At 61.6% G+C, this 18302-nt stretch carries 18 protein-coding genes; 8 read left to right on the top strand and 10 right to left on the bottom strand.

Translation table 11 applies throughout. The features are described 5' to 3' along the window. Nucleotides 1–83 precede the first annotated feature (83 nt). The gene (locus EJ076_RS04340) at nt 84–308 is read left to right on the top strand and encodes a hypothetical protein (protein WP_013528677.1); all 225 of its coding nucleotides are present in this window, start codon (nt 84–86) and stop codon (nt 306–308) included. Between the two features lie 19 nt (nt 309–327). On the opposite strand, the gene EJ076_RS04335 is transcribed toward EJ076_RS04340, so the two are convergent. The 3 genes from EJ076_RS04335 to EJ076_RS04325 form a co-directional block, all read right to left on the bottom strand. Continuing rightward, nucleotides 328–1008 (bottom strand): GNAT family N-acetyltransferase, encoded by a 681-nt coding sequence (locus tag EJ076_RS04335; protein WP_109663481.1) that lies wholly within the window; start codon nt 1006–1008, stop codon nt 328–330. Then, entirely contained in the window at nt 1005–1490 is a 486-nt protein-coding gene (locus EJ076_RS04330) for a MarR family transcriptional regulator (protein ID WP_126067029.1), read from the bottom strand. The genes EJ076_RS04335 and EJ076_RS04330 overlap by 4 nt, the downstream gene beginning before the upstream one ends. 84 nt (nt 1491–1574) lie before the next feature. After that, complete coding sequence (locus EJ076_RS04325; RefSeq protein ID WP_126067028.1) at nt 1575–2771, bottom strand: NAD(P)/FAD-dependent oxidoreductase; 1197 nt, start codon at nt 2769–2771, stop codon at nt 1575–1577. A gap of 354 nt (nt 2772–3125) precedes the next feature. On the opposite strand from EJ076_RS04325, the gene EJ076_RS04320 reads away from it, so the two are divergent. Further along, nucleotides 3126–4163, top strand: coding sequence for a phosphatidylglycerol lysyltransferase domain-containing protein (locus EJ076_RS04320; RefSeq protein ID WP_126067027.1), 1038 nt, complete (start codon nt 3126–3128; stop codon nt 4161–4163). Between the two features lie 109 nt (nt 4164–4272). Here the strand turns inward: EJ076_RS04320 and EJ076_RS04315 are convergent, their stop codons facing one another. Further along, on the bottom strand, nt 4273–5034 hold the full coding sequence (locus tag EJ076_RS04315; RefSeq protein WP_126067026.1) for an ABC transporter permease: 762 nt from the start codon (nt 5032–5034) through the stop codon (nt 4273–4275). Then, nucleotides 5031–5957: an ABC transporter ATP-binding protein gene (locus tag EJ076_RS04310; protein ID WP_126067025.1), complete on the bottom strand. Its 927-nt coding sequence runs from the start codon at nt 5955–5957 to the stop codon at nt 5031–5033. Before EJ076_RS04310 ends, EJ076_RS04315 begins: the two co-directional genes overlap by 4 nt. Before the next feature lie 317 nt (nt 5958–6274). Between EJ076_RS04310 and EJ076_RS04305 the strand changes: the two genes are divergently transcribed. Both EJ076_RS04305 and EJ076_RS04300 read left to right on the top strand, forming a co-directional pair. Continuing rightward, the gene (locus EJ076_RS04305) at nt 6275–7636 is read left to right on the top strand and encodes a cytochrome ubiquinol oxidase subunit I (RefSeq protein WP_126067024.1); all 1362 of its coding nucleotides are present in this window, start codon (nt 6275–6277) and stop codon (nt 7634–7636) included. A gap of 10 nt (nt 7637–7646) precedes the next feature. Then, nucleotides 7647–8651, top strand: a complete 1005-nt coding sequence (locus EJ076_RS04300; protein WP_126067023.1) for a cytochrome d ubiquinol oxidase subunit II — start codon at nt 7647–7649, stop codon at nt 8649–8651. A gap of 37 nt (nt 8652–8688) precedes the next feature. Here EJ076_RS04300 and msrA read toward each other — a convergent pair whose 3' ends face one another. From msrA to EJ076_RS04280, 4 genes are all read right to left on the bottom strand, one after another. Further along, complete coding sequence (msrA, locus tag EJ076_RS04295; RefSeq protein ID WP_126067022.1) at nt 8689–9426, bottom strand: peptide-methionine (S)-S-oxide reductase MsrA; 738 nt, start codon at nt 9424–9426, stop codon at nt 8689–8691. 145 nt (nt 9427–9571) lie between these two features. Further along, a complete protein-coding gene (locus tag EJ076_RS04290; protein WP_245462954.1) occupies nt 9572–9910 on the bottom strand; it encodes a hypothetical protein in 339 nt (112 codons plus the stop codon). A gap of 103 nt (nt 9911–10013) precedes the next feature. After that, the gene (locus EJ076_RS04285) at nt 10014–10706 is read right to left on the bottom strand and encodes a DUF1223 domain-containing protein (protein WP_126067021.1); all 693 of its coding nucleotides are present in this window, start codon (nt 10704–10706) and stop codon (nt 10014–10016) included. 340 nt (nt 10707–11046) lie between these two features. Beyond that, a complete protein-coding gene (locus tag EJ076_RS04280) occupies nt 11047–12225 on the bottom strand; it encodes a TadE/TadG family type IV pilus assembly protein (protein WP_126067020.1) in 1179 nt (392 codons plus the stop codon). A 191-nt stretch (nt 12226–12416) separates the two neighbouring features. On the opposite strand from EJ076_RS04280, the gene lepA reads away from it, so the two are divergent. Then, nucleotides 12417–14222 carry a translation elongation factor 4 gene (gene lepA, locus EJ076_RS04275; RefSeq protein WP_126067019.1) on the top strand — a complete coding sequence of 602 codons (1806 nt, stop codon included), beginning with the start codon at nt 12417–12419 and terminating at the stop codon, nt 14220–14222. A gap of 129 nt (nt 14223–14351) precedes the next feature. Here lepA and EJ076_RS04270 read toward each other — a convergent pair whose 3' ends face one another. Beyond that, nucleotides 14352–15011 carry a hypothetical protein gene (locus EJ076_RS04270; RefSeq protein ID WP_126067018.1) on the bottom strand — a complete coding sequence of 220 codons (660 nt, stop codon included), beginning with the start codon at nt 15009–15011 and terminating at the stop codon, nt 14352–14354. A gap of 244 nt (nt 15012–15255) precedes the next feature. Between EJ076_RS04270 and EJ076_RS04265 the strand changes: the two genes are divergently transcribed. The 3 genes from EJ076_RS04265 to EJ076_RS35455 all read left to right on the top strand — a co-directional run bounded on the left by EJ076_RS04265 (nt 15256) and on the right by EJ076_RS35455 (nt 18029). Continuing rightward, entirely contained in the window at nt 15256–16830 is a 1575-nt protein-coding gene (locus EJ076_RS04265) for a DUF262 domain-containing protein (RefSeq protein ID WP_126067017.1), read from the top strand. 214 nt (nt 16831–17044) lie between these two features. Beyond that, entirely contained in the window at nt 17045–17557 is a 513-nt protein-coding gene (locus EJ076_RS04260) for a hypothetical protein (RefSeq protein WP_126067016.1), read from the top strand. Nucleotides 17558–17933: 376 nt separating this feature from the next. Then, nucleotides 17934–18029, top strand: a complete 96-nt coding sequence (locus tag EJ076_RS35455; RefSeq protein WP_206438766.1) for a putative RiPP precursor — start codon at nt 17934–17936, stop codon at nt 18027–18029. Nucleotides 18030–18302 lie beyond the last annotated feature (273 nt).

Raw genomic sequence — 18302 nt, 5'->3', positions numbered from 1 at the left:
CCCTTTTTACGTGAAATCATTCAAGCCTCGGGAAAGATTGGCAATTTAAACGTGGCGCCCTAGGTCTTTATCAGGAGATCGCCATGTCGAAGTCCGTCTATGACCGTGGCTTGCTCAAGCCAGCCGATATAGCCAAGCTGCAGCGCGTGTTCGATGAGGCCTGCCGGCGGCGTGAAGCGCATCCCGATTCCGCCGATGCGCGCGAAATCGCGCTTAACCTGCTCGCCCTGCACAATGCCGGCATGGTCGAAGAGGATATGCTGATGGAGGCCGTCGGTTTCCGGCGGCTCGAGCCAAAGTCGGCGTGATGCCCGGCGGCGCCTTATCCTATTCGGCCCGCTGAACCACGGCCACATTGATCATGCTTCTCAATCGGAAGCCGATGGATTCGTACAATCTTATGGCACCAGTGTTTGCGGCATAGGCGTGGAGGTAGGGTATCTCGCCGCGTGCAAAAATCTGGTCTGCCACGAACAGCGATAGCAGCCGGCCGAGGCCGCCGCCACGGAATTCCGGGTGCGAACAGACGCCGCTGAGTTCGCTATAGCCGGGTTGCTTCATGCGCTCGCCGGCCATCGCCACCAGCCTGCCGTTGATTTTCACACCCCAGAAGTCGCCGAGGCTCAACGCCCCGGATGTGAACGGGCCGGGTTTGGTGAGTGACGCCAAGGCCAGCATCTCGGCCGCATCCTCTTGCGTCAGACGTTGCACGCGCTCGTCCGACACGGTCTGCAACGGCACCTCGGCAACCATCTGGACGGCAGCGGCCGTCGAGATCGCCGACAAGCCGACGGGCAGCGCAATGGCATCGGCCTGAGCCATGATCACGCTCTCGCCCGAGGACACAAGCTTGCCGAACGCCCGCAGGCTTTCGGCATCGTCGGTAGCTGTAGCGGCAAAGAGGGCGATTGACGGTGAATAGCGCCTGGCAAGCTTGCCACCTTGCGCGAAGGCCTGATGCCTCGTCTCCAGCGCGCTCCAGACGGGACGGTCAAGAATATGTTTCATTGCCTGGCGCCTTCCTTGACGCGACGATCGAGCGGGGCCGTGGCCAGACCGTCCTCAATGGCCGCGAGTTGATCGAGAAGCGGCCCCGAAAGATCTCGGCACAAATCCGCGACGGCGCTCTCTATGCGCGGCCACACGTCCCGCTTCGCGACATCGACCAGGCGTTGACCCTTCTTAGTCAGCGAGACCACCCGCCGCCGCTGGTCACCATCCGACTGGATGGCTTCGACCAGCCCCAGCTCGGCCAGAAGCGACACGCTTCTTGTCACACCCGGCTGTGTCAGCCCCAGCGATTGCGCCAGTTCGCCGACAGCCAACGGTCCCAGTTTGTCGAGTGCGGCAAGCAACGGGTACTGGCTCGATTGAAGTGGAACCTCCAAGCCGTCGAGCAGACGCTGCGCGTCGGCCTGCAACTGCTCGCCAATGCGCTTCAACCTGCTGCCCAGGCAGAGGTAGCCAAGAGATCGTATGACGTCTTCCATAGTCGACCTGTGCCATAAATGATAACATGTTATATAACATAGCAATCAGTTGATCGAGCCGACGTGCCGGCGTCTCCGATTAAGTCAGCGTGAAGCACCGGATTGGTGGGAGGCGCCAGCGGAAGCTGCAATCCGTTTGGCGATCGCCTTGGCCAGGATGCCGGCATTGGCGAAGCAGCCGCGAATGCTTGGCCGCATGCCGGTAAACCACAGGCCGGGCAATTTCGGATCGGCTTGCCCGCCGTTGAAGAGCGGGACGCCCTTGCTGTCGAGCACGCCGAGCTTGCCGACCATGGGCTCCAGCCCGGTGCGGTAGCCTGTCGCGGCAATGACGATATCGGGATCGATCAGGCTGCCATTGGCCAAGATCACGCCGTCGCGGGTGAATTCCCGTATGGGCGGCACGACGGTGATCTTGCCGGCCTTGATGGCGTCGACGGCGCCGTCGTCGGCAGCGATCGCGGTATAATCCGAGGTCAGGCGGCTGACGCCGCCCCTGGGTGCGGGCGGCATGCCGAATTTGGTCAGGTCGCCGAAGACGAGGCGCTGCGTTGCCGCGATCGCCGCATCGGCGACCCGCAACGGCAAGCGCGCCATGAACGGCGAAAGCCGATGCACGGCGATCTTGCCGATCCGCTTGGGCAGGAGGGCGGGGCCGCTGCGGGCCGACAGCCAGATGGCGGCCGTGTCTATGTCGGCCAGATGATTGAGCGCGTCGAAGCCCGAATTGCCGGCGCCGACGACCAGCACTTTCTGGCCCGCATAGTCCTGCGCGTCGCCGAAATCCGCCGAATGGATGATGCGGCCGGCGAAATCCTTCATGCCTTTCCATTCAGGAGTGAATGGCTGCCTGTCGCGGCCGGTGGCGATGACGACATTGCGGGCCAGGCGCGGCCCCGCGCTGGTCCGCAGCGCCCAATGATCGCCCTTGAAGGCGATTTCTTCGACAGCGACGCCAAACTGCACCGGCAGCCGGTTCTCCTCCCTGAAATCATTCATATGGCGGATGACGACCATCCTTTGCGGAAAGGCAGGGGTGCCCGGGGGATAGGCGAGGCCAGGCAACGAAGAAAGATCGCGGTGGGTGTTGAGATGCAACTGCGGGTGTCGCCGGTGCCAGGGCTCCGCCAGCCGGCTTTCCTTTTCCAGGATCGCGGTCGGCACGCCGGCGTTCATCACGGCGTGCGCGACGGCCAGTCCGGCAGCACCGGCGCCGACGACGATTGCCGGCTCGACCGTCACCGTCTGGTCCGCCACCCACCTGATTGTCGTATCAGCCATTCACTCTTGAATCCCATTCGACCGCCCTGCCGCAAGGCTCGCATGACGCTGTAACCGTTTGATCCCGCGCAGGACCATACCCGCAAACCGCTGCCGATTTCGAGCATACGATTTTCGAGCCATACGCTGGGCCGCGGTTGTGCCCTATATGGCATATGCGCAATATCAACGGTAATCAGGTCGCGGCAATGTGATTGATTCGAGGCCCTGGGGGGCTGGCGGGTCTCTGTTATCCCCCACGCGCATGCCCGAAATCGGGTTCGATTTTCGAGGCCATGCGCAGAATCGAAGTGTTACAGCACCTTTGCGCGTCTTGGACGCGCGGCGTTGTAGGCGGCACGCGGAATCTCGACCATGCCCTCCTTGCGGATCTATGTCGACAGCATCCTTGAGGGCGCCGCGCCCAAGGTCGAGCGGGAGGCGCTGACCCATGTCGAACGGCTGGCGCTTGTACGCCGCCACGGCGACTTCTCGCTCGCCTACTCCAGCGCCGTGCAGAACAAGCTTTCCTATTTCGGCGACGCCGACGGCTACATCGCCTTCGGCACCAAGATGAAGCATCATTTCGCGCTCGGCGACCCCGTGGCGGCTCCGGCGCATCGACCCGACTATATCAGACGCTTCGTCGAGGCCGCCGGCAGCCCGTGGTTCGTGCAGATCGGCGAAGAGACCGCACGGGTGCTGGCCGGGCTCGGCTACAAGGTCAATCGTTTCGGCATCGACACCCGCCTCACCCTGCCCGAGCATGATTTTTCCGGAAAGCGCAACGAAACCGTGCGCTACTCCGAGCGCTGGCTGCTGAAGAAGGGCTTTTCGTTCGAAGAGGACAGGCGAACGATCCACCTCGACGAGATCGCCCGGCTTTCCCAAAACTGGCGCGGCGACCGCATCGTCAAGCGCTGGGAGATGGGCTTTCTCAACCGCCCGTTCGCCGACCATCTCGGTAGCGACATGCGCCGTTTCGTGCTGCATGGCCCCGACGGCGAACTGGTCGCTTTGCTCGACTTCGATCCGCTGTTTGCCGACGGCAAGGTCATCGGCTACACCACCGCCTTCAAGCGCAAGCATATCGATGCCTCGCCGCATGCAGAGGTCGGCCTGACCAAATTCGCCGTCGACCGTTTTCGCGAGCAAGGCATCTCGGTGGTCACGCTCGGCCTGTCGCCGCTGGTCGACATCGGCCCGAGCGGCTTTGACGAAAGCGATTTCTGGCGCAACATCTTCCAGCGCGCCTACGACTCGCCATGGGTCAACCGGCGCAGGTTCAACCTGCAGGGCCAGGCGGCGTTCAAGCGCCGCTTCCATGGTGTCGAAGAGCCGGTCTACATCGCCTTCCGCAAGGGGACGTATGTGGAGATGATAGGGCTGCTGCGGCTGGTCAAGGCAATCTAGGTCTATCGATATTCAGGGCTTGGGCGAAGCCTTTTCCCTTCGTCATCCTGGGGCGTGGCAAGGAGCGAAGCGAAGCGGCGCAGACCCCAGGATGACGACTTTGGACCGCTCAGTTCCTGAGCCGGTAGCCGGTCCTGAAGATCCAGGCGACGATGGTTATGCAGACCAGCAGGAAGACGACGGTCATGCCAAGGCTGACGCCGACCGAGACGTCAGACTTGCCGTAAAAGCTCCAGCGGAAGCCGCTGATCAAATAGACGACCGGGTTGAACAGCGTCACCGTGCGCCAGACCCCAGGCAGCATGTTGATAGAATAGAAGCTACCGCCGAGGAAGGTCAGCGGCGTGATGATCAGCAGCGGCACCAGCTGCAATTGTTCAAAGCTCTTCGCCCAGATGCCGATGATGAAGCCGAACAGGCTGAAGGTCACCGCCGTCAGCACCAGGAAGGCGAGCATCCAGAACGGATGCAGGATGGTCAGCGGCACAAACAGCGAGGCTGTCGCCAGGATGATCAGGCCGAGGATGATCGACTTGGTTGCCGCGCCGCCGACATAGGCGATGACGATCTCCAGATAGGAGACCGGAGCCGACAAAAGTTCGTAGATCGAGCCGACGAATTTCGGAAAGTAGATGGCAAAGGAGGCGTTGGAGATCGACTGCGTCAAGAGCGACAGCATGATCAGGCCGGGCACAATGAAGGCGCCGTAGCTGATGCCGTCGATCTCGGTGATGCGTGAGCCGATGGCCGAGCCGAAGACGACGAAATACAGCGATGTCGAGATGACCGGCGAGACGATGCTTTGCAGCACGGTGCGGAAGGCACGCGCCATTTCCATCCGGTAGATCGCCCATACCGCGCGGAGGTTCATGGCTCTCTCCTCACCAGATTGACGAAGATCTCCTCGAGCGAACTGTTTTGCGTGTCGATGTCGCGGAACTGGATGCCGCCGGCCTCGAGGTCGCGGATGAGCGAGGCGACGCCCGGCCGCTCGGCCTGGTTGTCATAGGTGTAGGTCAGCTGGCCGCCATCCGGCGACAGTTCCAGCGCATAGCGCGAGAACGCCTCGGGAATGGCCGTCAGCGGATTGCGCAGTTCCAGCACCAGCCGCTTGCGGCCGAGCTTGCGCATCAGTTCGGCCTTGTTCTCGACCAGGATGATCTCGCCGCGGTTGATGACGCCGACGCGGTCGGCCATCGCCTCGGCTTCCTCGATGTAATGGGTGGTGAGGATGATGGTGACGCCATCCTCGCGCAGCCGGCGCACCATCGCCCACATGTCCTGGCGCAGCTCGACATCGACGCCGGCGGTCGGCTCGTCGAGGAACAGGACGCGCGGCTCATGCGACAGCGCCTTGGCGATCATCAGCCGGCGCTTCATGCCGCCCGACAGGGTGATCGCCTTGGCGTCCTTCTTGTCCCATAGCGACAAGTCGCGCAGCACCTTCTCGACAAAAGCCGGGTTGGCCGGCTTGCCGAACAGGCCGCGGCTGTAGTTGACCGTCGCCCAGACGCTCTCGAAGGCATCGATGGTCAGTTCCTGCGGCACCAGGCCGATCAGGCTGCGCGCGGCACGATAATCCTTGTTGATGTCGTGGCCGTCGACGGTGACGGTGCCCGACGAGCGGTTGACGATGCCGCAGACGATCGAGATCAGCGTCGTCTTGCCGGCGCCGTTGGGGCCGAGCAGCGCAAAGATCTCGCCACGCTGGATGTCGAGATTGACCTCCTTGAGCGCGGTAAAGCCGGTGGCGTAGGTCTTGGAGACCCCGGAAATAGACAGGATGGAGGGCATGGTTGAAAACGGCTGCTTGAAAGAGGTCCCCTGATATAGGCCGAATGTCGGTGCATGCAACCGTAAGTCAATGCCGCTGCTGACAGTTCTCGACAATCGTTGCCGGCCGACCATGGTGGCTGGCGGCCGATACAACTGCCCCAGCGACCGGGATGAGTCTGGCGACCTGCCGGACACCGGCACATAGGGTAAGCTATGCTGCGCATGCGTCATATTGGCAGGGCGCTGCGGCGTTCCGCCTCGCGGCGGGACGCCGCTTTGACCGAGCGGCGTGACAGGCCTATTCTTCAAGGCATTCGAAGCAGCCGGAGCCCACCATGGACCCGCTCATCCTGTCGCGCATGCAATTCGGCGCAAATATTTCGTTCCACATATTGTTTCCGACGATCACCATTGCGCTGGGCTGGGTGCTGCTGTTCTTCAAGCTGCGCTACAACGCGACAGGCGATTCCGCCTGGATACGTGCGTATTTCACCTGGGTGAAGGTGTTCGCACTGTCCTTCGCCATGGGTGTGGTTACCGGCGTCACCATGAGCTTCCAGTTCGGCACCAACTGGCCCGGCTACATGGAAAAGGTCGGCAACATTGCCGGGCCGCTGCTGGCCTACGAGATCCTCACCGCCTTCTTCCTCGAAGCCGCCTTCCTCGGCATCATGCTGTTCGGCTTCCGCCGTGTCTCCAACCGCATCCACACGCTGGCGACGGTGCTGGTGGCGGGCGGCACGACCGTCTCGGCCTTCTGGATCATCGCGCTCAATTCCTGGATGCAGACGCCGGCCGGGTTCGAGATCCGTGATGGCGTCGCACACGCCGTCGACTGGTGGGCGATCGTCTTCAACCCGTCGATGCCCTACCGGCTTACCCACATGCTGCTGGCATCCGGCCTGACGGTGTCGTTCCTGATCGCTGGCCTGTCAGCGCTGCGCTATCTCAAGGGCGACCGCTCGGAATCGATGTGGAAGGCGCTGCGCACCGGCGTCTTCACCGCGGCGATCCTGATCCCGATCCAGATCTTTGCCGGCGACCAGCATGGGCTCAACACGCTGGAGCACCAGCCGCAGAAGATCGCCGCCATGGAGGCCAACTGGAACACCGGCCCCAACGTGCCGCTGGTTCTGTTCGCCCTGCCCGACGAGGCGGCCAAGGAAAACAGGTTCGAAATCGCCATTCCCGACGGGGCCAGCCTGGTGCTGCGACACTCGATCAGCGGTGTCGTGCCGGGGCTGAACGACTATCCCGGCAACCATCCGCCGGTGTTCCCGGTGTTCTGGGGTTTCCGCGTCATGGTCGGCACCGGCATATTGATGCTCATCGTCTCGTGGTCGGCCGCCTTCTTCCTCAAGCGCCGCCACAGCCTGCCGAAGCCGCTCGCTCTGCTGATGGTGCCGATGGGGCTGTCGGGCTGGCTGGCGACGCTGGCCGGCTGGTACACCACGGAAATCGGCCGCCAGCCCTGGCTGGTGACCGGCGTGCTGAAAACCGCCGACGCGGTCGGCCCGGTGGCCGGCAGCCATGTCGCGCTGACGCTGGCCATCTATCTCATTCTCTACGCGCTTTTGCTGATCGCCTATCTCGGCGTGCTGGTGCACCTGGCGCTGAAGGCGGCGAAGGACGGCGATTCATCGCCGCTGCCGGGCGTGATGAAGGCGGCCATGTCGCAACCGGCAGCAGGCGAGTAGGAGAAGAAAAATGAGCTTCGACTGGCCCACCGCGCTTCCCCTGATCTTCGCCGGCCTGATGGGCCTGGCCATCCTGATCTACGTCATTCTCGACGGTTTCGATCTCGGCATTGGCATCCTGTTCGCCGCCGCCGAAGACGCCGAGCAGGACACGATGATCGCGGCCATCGGCCCGTTCTGGGACGCCAATGAAACCTGGCTGGTGCTGGCCGTCGGCCTGCTGCTGGTCGCCTTCCCGATGGCGCATGGCGTCATCCTGACCGCGCTCTACATTCCGGTCTTCGTGCTGCTGATCGGGCTGATCCTGCGCGGCGTCGCCTTCGATTTCCGCGCCAAGGTGCCGACCGAGCGCAAGCACCGCTGGAACCGTATTTTCTTCCTGGGTTCGCTCATCGCCTCGCTGGCGCAGGGCTATATGCTGGGCGTCTATGTGCTGGGCCTCGATGTCGGCTTCGGCGGCATGGCGTTTGGCGTGCTGGTGGCGTTCTGCCTTGCCGCGGCTTACGCGGCGATGGGCGCCGCCTGGGTGATCTACAAGACCGAGGGCGAGTTGCAGAAGAAGGCGGTGCGCTGGCTGCGCACGGCGCTGGTGCTGACCGGGCTTGGCATGGCGGCGGTGTCGCTGGCGACGCCCTTCGCCAGCCCGCGCATCTTCGACAAGTGGTTCGTCTGGCCGGCGATGCTCTATTTGTCGCCGCTGCCGATCCTGTCGGCGCTGCTGTTCGGCTGGCTGTGGCGGCAGACCTTCCATCTGCCGAAGCCCGACGACCGCCATTCGCTGACGCCGTTCCTGACGCTGGCCGCCATCTTCGCGCTCGGCTTTGCCGGCCTGGCCTGGTCGTTCTACCCGTTCGTGGTGCCGGATCGCCTGACCATCTGGCAAGCGGCCTCGGCACCGGAGAGCCTGGCCATCATCCTGGCCGGCACCGTGGTCGTGCTGCCGGTCATCATCTTCTATTCGTTCTATGCCTACCGGGTGTTTGGCGGGAAGGCGACGGATTTGACGTATGATTGAGACGTGATCTCCCCCCTCGAGGGGGAGATTACGCACCTCAGTTGCTCGCCGACAGCGCCAGCACAGGCTTCTCGCTGTACAGCGCCGGGAACAGTGCCTTCAGGTTCGCCACCTTGGGCAGGTCGTTGTAGACGATGTAGGGATAGGTCGGGTTCAGCGTCAGGAAATCCTGATGATAATTCTCGGCCGGATAGAAGGTCTTGCCAGTTTCCAGTGTGGTGACGATCGGCTCCGGGAACACCTTGGCCTGGTCGAGCTGGGCGATGTAGCTCTGCGCGATCTTCTTTTGCGCATCGTTTTCGGCAAAGATCGTCGAGCGGTACTGCGTGCCGGAGTCCGGACCCTGGAAATTCAGCTGGGTGGGGTTGTGGGCGACCGAGAAATAGACCTGCAGCAGCTGGCCATAGGTGACCTCAGACGGATCATAGGTGATCTCGACGGATTCGGCATGTCCGGTGCGGCCTGAGCCGACCGTCTCGTAGACGGCATCATCCTTGCTACCGCCGGTGTAGCCGGAGACGGCCTTGCTGACGCCCTTGACGTGCTGGAACACGCCCTGCACGCCCCAGAAGCAGCCGCCGGCGAAGATTGCCTTTTCGCTGCCGGCAGCTGCCTTTTCGTCAAATGCCGGCGGCGGGATCTTCACCGCATCCTCGGCCGAAACCGCCGGCGTCAGCCAGAAGGCCGCGCCCGCGGCGGCAAGCGCAAGCGCGGCGAGCGCGCTGCGGACGAGGTTCGACGACTGTCTGGTGGGTGGTTTTTGAATGTCGGTCATGGCTTGAGCTCCTGTGACGTCCATCATGTGGAGTCTATTGGATAAGATGCGATCATGCGACGGGCGAGTTGCGGCCGAGGCCTCACTTTCACGTGCGCCCGGATTCGGACCTGGGGGAGGACCGAAGCCGGAAACAGCGTCAACTCTAGTTTGCCGGCTTCATGGCATCGGTTGCCGGTTTCATCGCGTCAGCCGCCGGCTTCATGGCGTTGGCGGCCGGCTTCATGGAATTGGTGGCCATCGGGTCGGCGGGCTTCATCGCATCCGTTGCAGGCTTCATGGCGTCCGCGGCCGGCTTCATCGCATCCGCAGCGGGTTTCATGGCATTGGCTGCCGGCTTCATCGCGTTGGTCGCGTCGTCGGCACGGGCGATGCCGCCGGCAAGCAGCGCCGTCGAGCACAAAGCGAGAGCGAGCGCCGGCAGCGTCAGGCGGGCCGACAAAGTCAGCCGGGCCAACAATGTCGGCCGGGAAAGAATGGTCATGGTGGTCTCCTCGGAGGTTGGTCGTTGAAGGCGCGCCTCTTGGCGGCCGTGGTATGCGGCGCCGCGCGTGCGGCGTTTGCGCAATCTCTTGTCGAAGCGTGATCTAGTTGGTCGCAGCGGCCAGGATCGGCCCGCCACCGGGCGACTGCACGAGCACGGCGGTGCTCAGGCCGTCCGAAGCTGGCGGCAGATCCAGCGCCGTGGCGTCGCCGGTCCAGCTGCCGAGCTTCTTGAGCACATGGACGACATTGGCGTGCGGCAAGGTGCGGCCGGTGTTTTCGCCGCGCGCCACCGGCACATTGACGACGCCTTTGGCGTAGCGCACCAGCCAGACATCGGCACGGCCGGCCGGCACCGAACCGGCGCCGATGCTGATCTTGCCGCCATCGAGCGACAGCGACGGCCCGCTGGTGCGGCCAGTGCTTGCGATCAGATGCTGGATCTCGCCGGGTGCGGCGCCGACGACATCGGCATGACCGTTGACCACCACTTGCGGCGTGAACGGCCCGTCATGGCCGAGCGGCGGCTCGTAGCTGACCTGGCGCTGGGTGAATTCCTGGCGGCCGAAAATATCTTTCCAGCCGAGATAGTCCCAGTAGGTGACGTTGAACGACAGCGCCAGCACGCCGGGCTGGTCCTTGACCTTGATCAGGTTGGCGTTGGCCGGCGGGCAGGACGAGCAGCCCTGGCTGGTGAACAGCTCGACCACGGTGAGCGGCTGGGCGGCCGCCGCGCCGAGCGACACCGCCAGCGCAAGCGCGCAAAGACTGGACACTGTGACGAACTTGCAGGACATCGGCTTGCTCCGTGGGCGGCGGCGCCTGGATGCACCGCTCATGTCCCCACTTCGCCGCCGCCCGCTGCTTCGTTACAGCGCTCACCGGTTTGTGATGATGGTTCGTCGCTTTGCTGCGCTGGAGATCGGGACCGACTGTCGCGACAGCCAATCTCCCCACTCGTGGGGGAGATGTCCGGCAGGACAGAGGGGGGCGCCGTAGAGCACCGACGTCGAGCAAAATAGAATGATGATCAGATCGGTCCGAGAAAGTGGGAGACGGATATGGCAAGGCGGGCGGGACAGCGCCCCCCTCTGGCCTGCCGGCCATCTCCCCCACAAGTGGGGAGATCGGCAGCGTCTACTGCGTCAGCAGCGTGTCGGACGGGCGCCGGTTGAAGTCGCACTTGCCCATCACGCTGTAGAAGAAGTCGGCGTTCGTAACGTCTGGCAGTGGAGGATTGTTGCCGCCGTCTTCCCATGCCTGGTCGCTGGTCTCGCCGCAGGGCACAGCGGCGAAGATGTCGACGATCGCGTTGCCGGCAACCTCGACGGGGAGGTATAGGGAAGGGTTCAGGGTCTTTTGTGCCGCGGTGCCGTACCCGGCGCCCAAGTAGAGCCGGTTCGACGTGCTTGCATCGTTCGACTTGAGCGGGTTGACCGGTCCGGACGGCACATTCATCTGCAGATAGAGCTGGTCCATCGTGCTCACGTCGATTGTTGCGCCACTGCTGTTTCCGGCGGTATTCGTGGTTGCGCACGTCGTCTTGAAATAGATGGTGGAGCCGCTCGTATTTCCGCTTTTTGCTACCGCGGTGCTTCGGTAAACGCCCGCGGTGGGAGTGAAATCGGTTTTTGATCCTACTGTCGTGCACACTTGGCTCTGGACCTGCGTCTGGGTTGTTCCCGACACAGTGGAAATAGTTGTCGTACCGTAACCTTTCGGGTCGGCAGCGGTATAAGTCTTACCCCCGCTCGTATAGGAATAACTATACCCTTTGTAGACATAGTCGACCTTCATCATGGCCGTCGGTGTGGTCGTGGAGGTCGAACCGAAGGGAAGGCCGTACACGGTCATGGTCTTGTTCCAGTAGCCTGAAACGTGATCGACGTTGAATGTAGCCTGGACCAGCGCCGGCGTTTTGCTGACCGCCGACGTAACGCCGACCGCCACCGTGGGGATCCTGGCGATCTGCATGAAAACGGTCGGCATGGCGAAGCTTGCCGAAGCCTGCGCGGTGGCGGTGCCGTTGGCGCTGACGTCGAAGGTGTTCAGCGTCGCGGTGCCCTGTCCGCCATTGGCTACGTAGGAAGCCTGCATCGCCACCTGGCGCTGCGCCTTCGTCGAGGCGGTATCCATCGTGGTGATCGACAGGATCGCGGCATCGAGTGCCGCCTGCTCGGTCGACCTGGTCTGGACCGCCGAGGTGTAGTCGACCGAAAAGCCGACCGCGGTGATCAGCGGAATCATCATGACGATGAGGATCGGCGCAAATGCACCGCTTCTCGACTCGATAAACCTACCTGCCAGCCCCCGCATGCCTTGATCCTTACAACGGAATATCACTACCGGCTAACATGGCACTCCCCAATTATGCTCTAACTTACTTGGTTAAAATTTATCGACTTTTCGCGAAACCGCCTGACAAAGCCGACAAACGCCCGCAGCGCCCGTCCCGGCAGCAGCCTGCGCCGCTTGCTCGGGCAAGCCGCCCCTGCTAAACGCGCGCCATGAGCACGCCCCTCGACCACATCCGCAATTTCTCCATCGTCGCCCATATCGACCATGGCAAATCCACGCTTGCCGACAGGCTGATCCAGCTGACCGGCGGGCTGGAACTGCGCGACATGAAGGAGCAGGTGCTGGACTCGATGGACATCGAGCGCGAGCGCGGCATCACCATCAAGGCGCAGACGGTGCGGCTGAAGTACCATGCCAACAATGGCGAGGACTATATCCTCAACCTGATCGACACGCCCGGACACGTCGACTTCGCCTATGAAGTGTCGCGGTCGCTGGCCGCCTGTGAAGGCTCGCTGCTGGTCGTGGACGCGTCTCAGGGCGTCGAGGCGCAGACGCTGGCCAATGTCTACCAGGCGATCGACAACAACCACGAGATCGTCGTGGTGCTGAACAAGGTCGACCTGCCGGCCGCCGAGCCCGAGCGCATCCGCGAGCAGGTCGAGGAGGTGATCGGCATCGACGCCTCCAACGCCGTGCTGATCTCGGCCAAGACCGGCCTTGGCATTCCCGATGTGCTGGAGGCCATCGTCCACCAGCTGCCGCCGCCGCGCGAAGGCGACGCGACCGCGCCCTTGAAGGCGATGCTGGTCGACAGCTGGTACGACGCCTATCTCGGCGTCATCGTTCTGGTGCGCGTCATCGACGGTGTTTTGAAAAAGGGCCAGACCATCCGCATGATGGGCACCGGCGCCAAGCATCTGGTCGAGCGCACCGGCGTGTTCACCCCGGCCCGCATCAATGTCGACGAGCTCGGCCCCGGCGAGTTCGGCTTCTTCACCGGCTCGATCAAGGAGGTGGCCGACACCCGCGTCGGCGACACCATCACCGAGGACAAGCGCTCGACGGCCAAGGCGCTGCCCGGCTTCAAGCCGGCGCAGCCGGTGGTGTTTTGCGGCCTGTTCCCGGTCGACGCCGCCGATTTCGAGGATCTGCGCGCCGCGGTCGGCAAACTGCGCCTCAACGACGCCAGCTTCTCTTTTGAAATGGAAACCAGTGCAGCGCTCGGCTTCGGCTATCGCTGCGGCTTCCTTGGTCTGCTGCATCTCGAAATCATCCAGGAGCGGCTGGAGCGCGAGTTCAACCTCGACCTGATCGCCACGGCACCGAGCGTCGTCTACCGGCTGCTGCTGACCGACGGCTCGATGAAGGAATTGCACAACCCGGCCGACATGCCCGACGTGGTGAAGATCTCGGCGATCGAGGAGCCGTGGATCCGCGCCACCATCCTGACGCCGGACGACTATCTCGGCGGCATCCTGAAACTGTGCCAGGACCGGCGCGGCATCCAGGCCGACCTGTCCTATGTCGGCAAGCGCGCCATGCTGATCTACGATTTGCCGCTCAACGAAGTCGTCTTCGATTTCTACGACCGGCTGAAGTCGATCTCCAAGGGCTACGCCTCCTTCGACTATCACCTCACCGACTACAAGGAAGGCGACCTGGTGAAGATGTCGATCCTGGTCAATGAGGAGCCGGTGGACGCGCTCTCCATGCTGGTGCACCGCACGGCGGCGGAAAAGCGCGGAAGGCAGATGTGCGAGAAGCTGAAGGAGCTGATCCCGAACCATCTGTTCAAGATCCCGATCCAGGCCGCGATCGGCGGCAAGGTCATCGCCCGCGAAACCATCTCGGCGCTGCGCAAGGACGTCACCGCCAAATGCTACGGCGGCGACGTCTCGCGCAAGCGCAAGCTGCTGGACAAGCAGAAAGAAGGCAAGAAGCGGATGAGACAGTTCGGCAAGGTGGATATTCCGCAGGAGGCGTTTATCCAGGCGCTTAAGATGGGGGATTGAGAAGCCGGTTGGCGCGCAAAGCGCGCCAAGTCATCGATCCGGTGGATCGATGACAGGCTTCGAAAGCGGGGGAGCTGCCGGAGGCAGCGGGCCCCCCGCCGGTGCGGCGTTGACGCAGCGCGGTGGAGATTACTCTCCGGGCGGCGGCGCTGGGTGATCGCCGGGCGCAGGCGGGGTTTCTCCCAGATCCGCAGCAATCTCTCGAAAAATGCCATCGATATTGGTGAAGATCAGCCGACCTAATTCCGCAACGTCTGATGCGTCGCCCAGACGAATAAAACGCATGGTTCGCAGGCATAGCACAGCGATGTCATCGGGCGAGTTGTTCGCTGTTTGATAGGCAGCCTGGAACGCGGACAGGACCGCTCGGACCAGTCTCGGTTCCAGTCGCGGCGCTGCGGTATTCCAAACATGTATGGCGACGGACTGGCTTCCGATCCGGAGGCCAAAATTCGGAGTGAACGTAACCGAAAACACTTCGTTAGGGCTTCGCACGGTGGTCGCTGGAAACTCCAATATTGCGCCCGTGTTCAGGGTTCTCCAGGCGTCCAGCCGCTGTAGGCCAAGCTGAGCGGATCGTCTCTCCGGTTCCTGCGTGATTGTTGCCGTTGCGGCCAACAATGTCTCTAGCGGTTCTCCGGCCATCAGACGTTGACTAAGCCGGCGCAGGCTACTGTGAAAATCGTAGCCGCCCTCGCGCGGCACAGATCTTCGGCGCAGCTCGCTTCGCTGAGGTCGAACATTCATATGGACAATTCGCAAAAAAGCAGAAATTCCGAACGCGGGCATTGAAACACCCTCTCTGACCTTTCGATTCGCAACTGCAAATATATACAGAAATTCCTGCTTTGTTCTTCGATATTCGTCATTCCGACGCCAACGCAGGAAATAAGCGCGCCAGTGGGCTCAAATCCTCCTTGTATCGCATCTAAATATTCACTTCGATCGAAGAGAGATGGACACCAAGATTATTACTTCGATAAGATCGCGCAATAATCGGTTCAGAATGCCGAGTGAAGTTGGGGGATAAACAGTGGCCACACTTTTCATTGAGGAAATCGTTGGGAAACTCAAAAGAGGGGAGCTACGGATTCCGGCTTTCCAGAGGGGATTTGTCTGGACTCCTGATGACGTCGCTTTTTTGATGGATAGTATATATAAAGATTACCCTTTTGGCAGCGTGTTACTTTGGAGAACAAAGGCAAAACTCCAGCAGGAAAGAAACTTGGGGCCATTCGAATTGCCCGACCCTCAAGCAGATTACCCTATCGACTACGTGCTCGATGGCCAGCAACGACTAACCTCAATACTTGGCGTATTCGCCGATAGTTTGCCTAGAAGCAACACGGTTGATTGGAAGGATATATATTTTGACTACGTAGCACAGGAGCACGCGCAGAACTCTCAGTTCCTTGCGCTTGATGTTCAGGAGGTGGACAAAGCTAGACACTTTCCATTGAACATCGTATTCGATTCTGTGGCCTATAGACGTGCGACCAAAGATTTTGATGACGCTTTGGCGAGTCGCATCGATGAGTTAAAGAAACGGTTCCAGCAAGCCCAGTTTCCGTACTTCCTAATGGAAACTGAAGAAAAGCCTAAGATTGCTATCGTGTTCGAGCGTATCAACAGAAAGGGGGTTCCGCTAGACACGTTTCAGCTGCTTACTGCTTGGACATGGAGCGAGGACTTTGAACTTCGGCAACAATTTGAGGAACTAGCGGGTGAACTCGAGCCATTCGGGTTCGAAACACTCGGTGATGATACCGACCTCCTTCTTAGATGCACCGCGGCCGTTCTTTCGGGAAAGGAGAGCGCCGAAAGCCTGCTCTCTGTAAGTGGGACAGATGTTCGTGATGCGCTCCCCCGTATCAAGAAGGGTATCAAGGAGTCGATCGAGTTTTTGAAGAAGAACCTGCTTGTGGAAAAGCTGGGCAACCTTCCTTACCCGACTATGCTGATCCCTTTGGTGGCGTTTTTCGAAGGGCCGGAGGAGGAGCAATACTCGCTGTCCGACGCGCAAGTGAAAACGATAAAGGAGTGGTTTTGGAGAGTTTCGTACGCTAGACGATACAGCAGCGCTACGAAAAGAAACCTTGAGGCAGATATAGCTGCCGCAAGAGTCTTGCGGATTGACGGTGCGAGTACGCTTGGTAATTTTGATTCGGCTGCAGCTCCAACGAATTTTACGGATCGGAAATTCATCGGGGGCACCGTCGACACAAAGACATTTGTATTGCTACTAGCAAACCAAAAACCGAAATCGCTCGTTAATGGCGCTAATGTCCATATTTCGCGGGTGCTCAATGCAGGAAATCGCGCGGAGTTTCACCATCTGTTTCCCCAAGCGTACCTCAAGGGAAAGGGGATTGATCCCGCAGCCATTAATTCACTTGTAAACTTTTGTATTTTATCGGCAGCAGATAACAAGAAGGTCGGCAGCAAGGCGCCGTCAGAATATAGAGCAAAGTTGGTGGCCGACATAGCCGATGTGCTGGTCTCTAATGTGATTCCGGACGTGTTGTTCGACGACGATTTTGCGAAATTTCAATCCGCAAGGGCAGAACTGCTCGTAACCGCAGCCAATAAGGCGATGGGCCGGATATAGCTCGAGGGACCAGTGGCAGGCGCGAGGCTCAGGCAACTGCCTCTCCGGCATTCGCGCCGGCCATTTCCCAGCCGCTGGGGGCGCGGGGATGGCCGAGGTCAGGCTGGCCGAGGCTGGCAGCGTCTCCCGACACCTCGGCAGTTTCCGCTTCGCGCGACCCCCATTGAAAACGCCCCACCCTGGCGTATCCTCCCCGGCTTGGGGGAGACATCACATGCGCACCACTCCGGATACCGTCGCCGCGCTCGGCCTCGCCATCGGTGGCGCCTTCGGCCTTGCCGGCACCTTCGTCGCCAGCGCTCCGCTGCGCGAAACGCTCTGGACGATCGACGGCGTGGCGCTCGTGGTGGCGACCGCGCTGCTCACCATGAAATATCAGCGGCTGGGCAATGACTGCATAGCTGCCGGATTCCTCACCTTCCTCGCCGGCGAGAGTCTGCTGCTCGCCGGCAATGCGGCGGGGCTGGAGGCCAGCGTGCCTTCCTATGTCGGCGGCATCTCGCTTTGGGCGGCCGCACTGGTCATGGTCAGCGTGCCGAAAACCTTCGCCCTGTGGATGCGGCTCACGGCGCTCGTGGCCGCCGTGCTGTTTGTCGTCTCGGCTTGTATGATCCTCTGGGGCGCGCCCTTGCTGCCGACCTCGGCGCCGCTGCCCGCCGCCGGCTATCCGTTCCTGGTGCTGACTTTTATCGGGTGGATCTGGACGCTGCTGAAATCCGAGCGTTAGACGGTGCGTCGCTGTCGATCCCGGTCAAAGTTCGCAACAGGAAGATGAGCGTTGGCGCCGCCCCGGCCGCCGCCATCTTCTCCCCGTGAAACGAGGAGCTGTCGTGACTGCTTTCGCTAATTGTCCGCGTTGTAGAAAAGGCGCCGGCGTTGCGGCCAGCTTCTCTCGCCTCGTTTACGGGGAGTTGAGGAGTTGTCCGCTTGGCGGACGAAAAGCCAACTGCTTGGCTTTTCGAATGACGAACGTCCGGCTGGACAGTGAGGGGCGGCGCTGACTCAGGCAATTGTCCGCTCCCGGTCCCCGCGCCCGCGCATTGACTTTGCACGCGCACAGGCGCCTTTGAGCACCGGCCATTGGGGGCCGAGGGGGAACATCCATGAAAAAGACCTATCAAAAGCCGACGCTCAACAGGCGCGAGAAGCTTTCGGCCGTGACGGCAATTGCCTGTCCGATCTCGCAACCCTGCGGATAGTAAGGTCCCAGGCCTTGCCGGTGCCGGTTCCCTTCCGGCCGCTCGACACGACGTGCGCTGCGCCCGCGCATTGACATTGCGCGCGCACAGGCGCCTTTGAGCCCGGCCATTGGGGGCTGAGGGGATTATCCGTGAAGAAACTCTATGAAAAGCCGACGCTGAACAAGCGCGAGAAGCTTTCGGCGGTGGCGGCGTTGGTTTGCCCGTCGAACTGCGGAAAACTGTGACCTGACGAAGCCCGCTTCGGACTATGCCGGGGCGGGCTTTGTTGCT

Origin of the sequence: Mesorhizobium sp. M7D.F.Ca.US.005.01.1.1 (assembly GCF_003952545.1) — a bacterium.
GTDB lineage: Bacteria > Pseudomonadota > Alphaproteobacteria > Rhizobiales > Rhizobiaceae > Mesorhizobium > Mesorhizobium loti.
The sequence above is the reverse complement of the archived record's forward strand: the minus strand, read 5'-3'. Positions and strand labels throughout refer to the sequence as shown.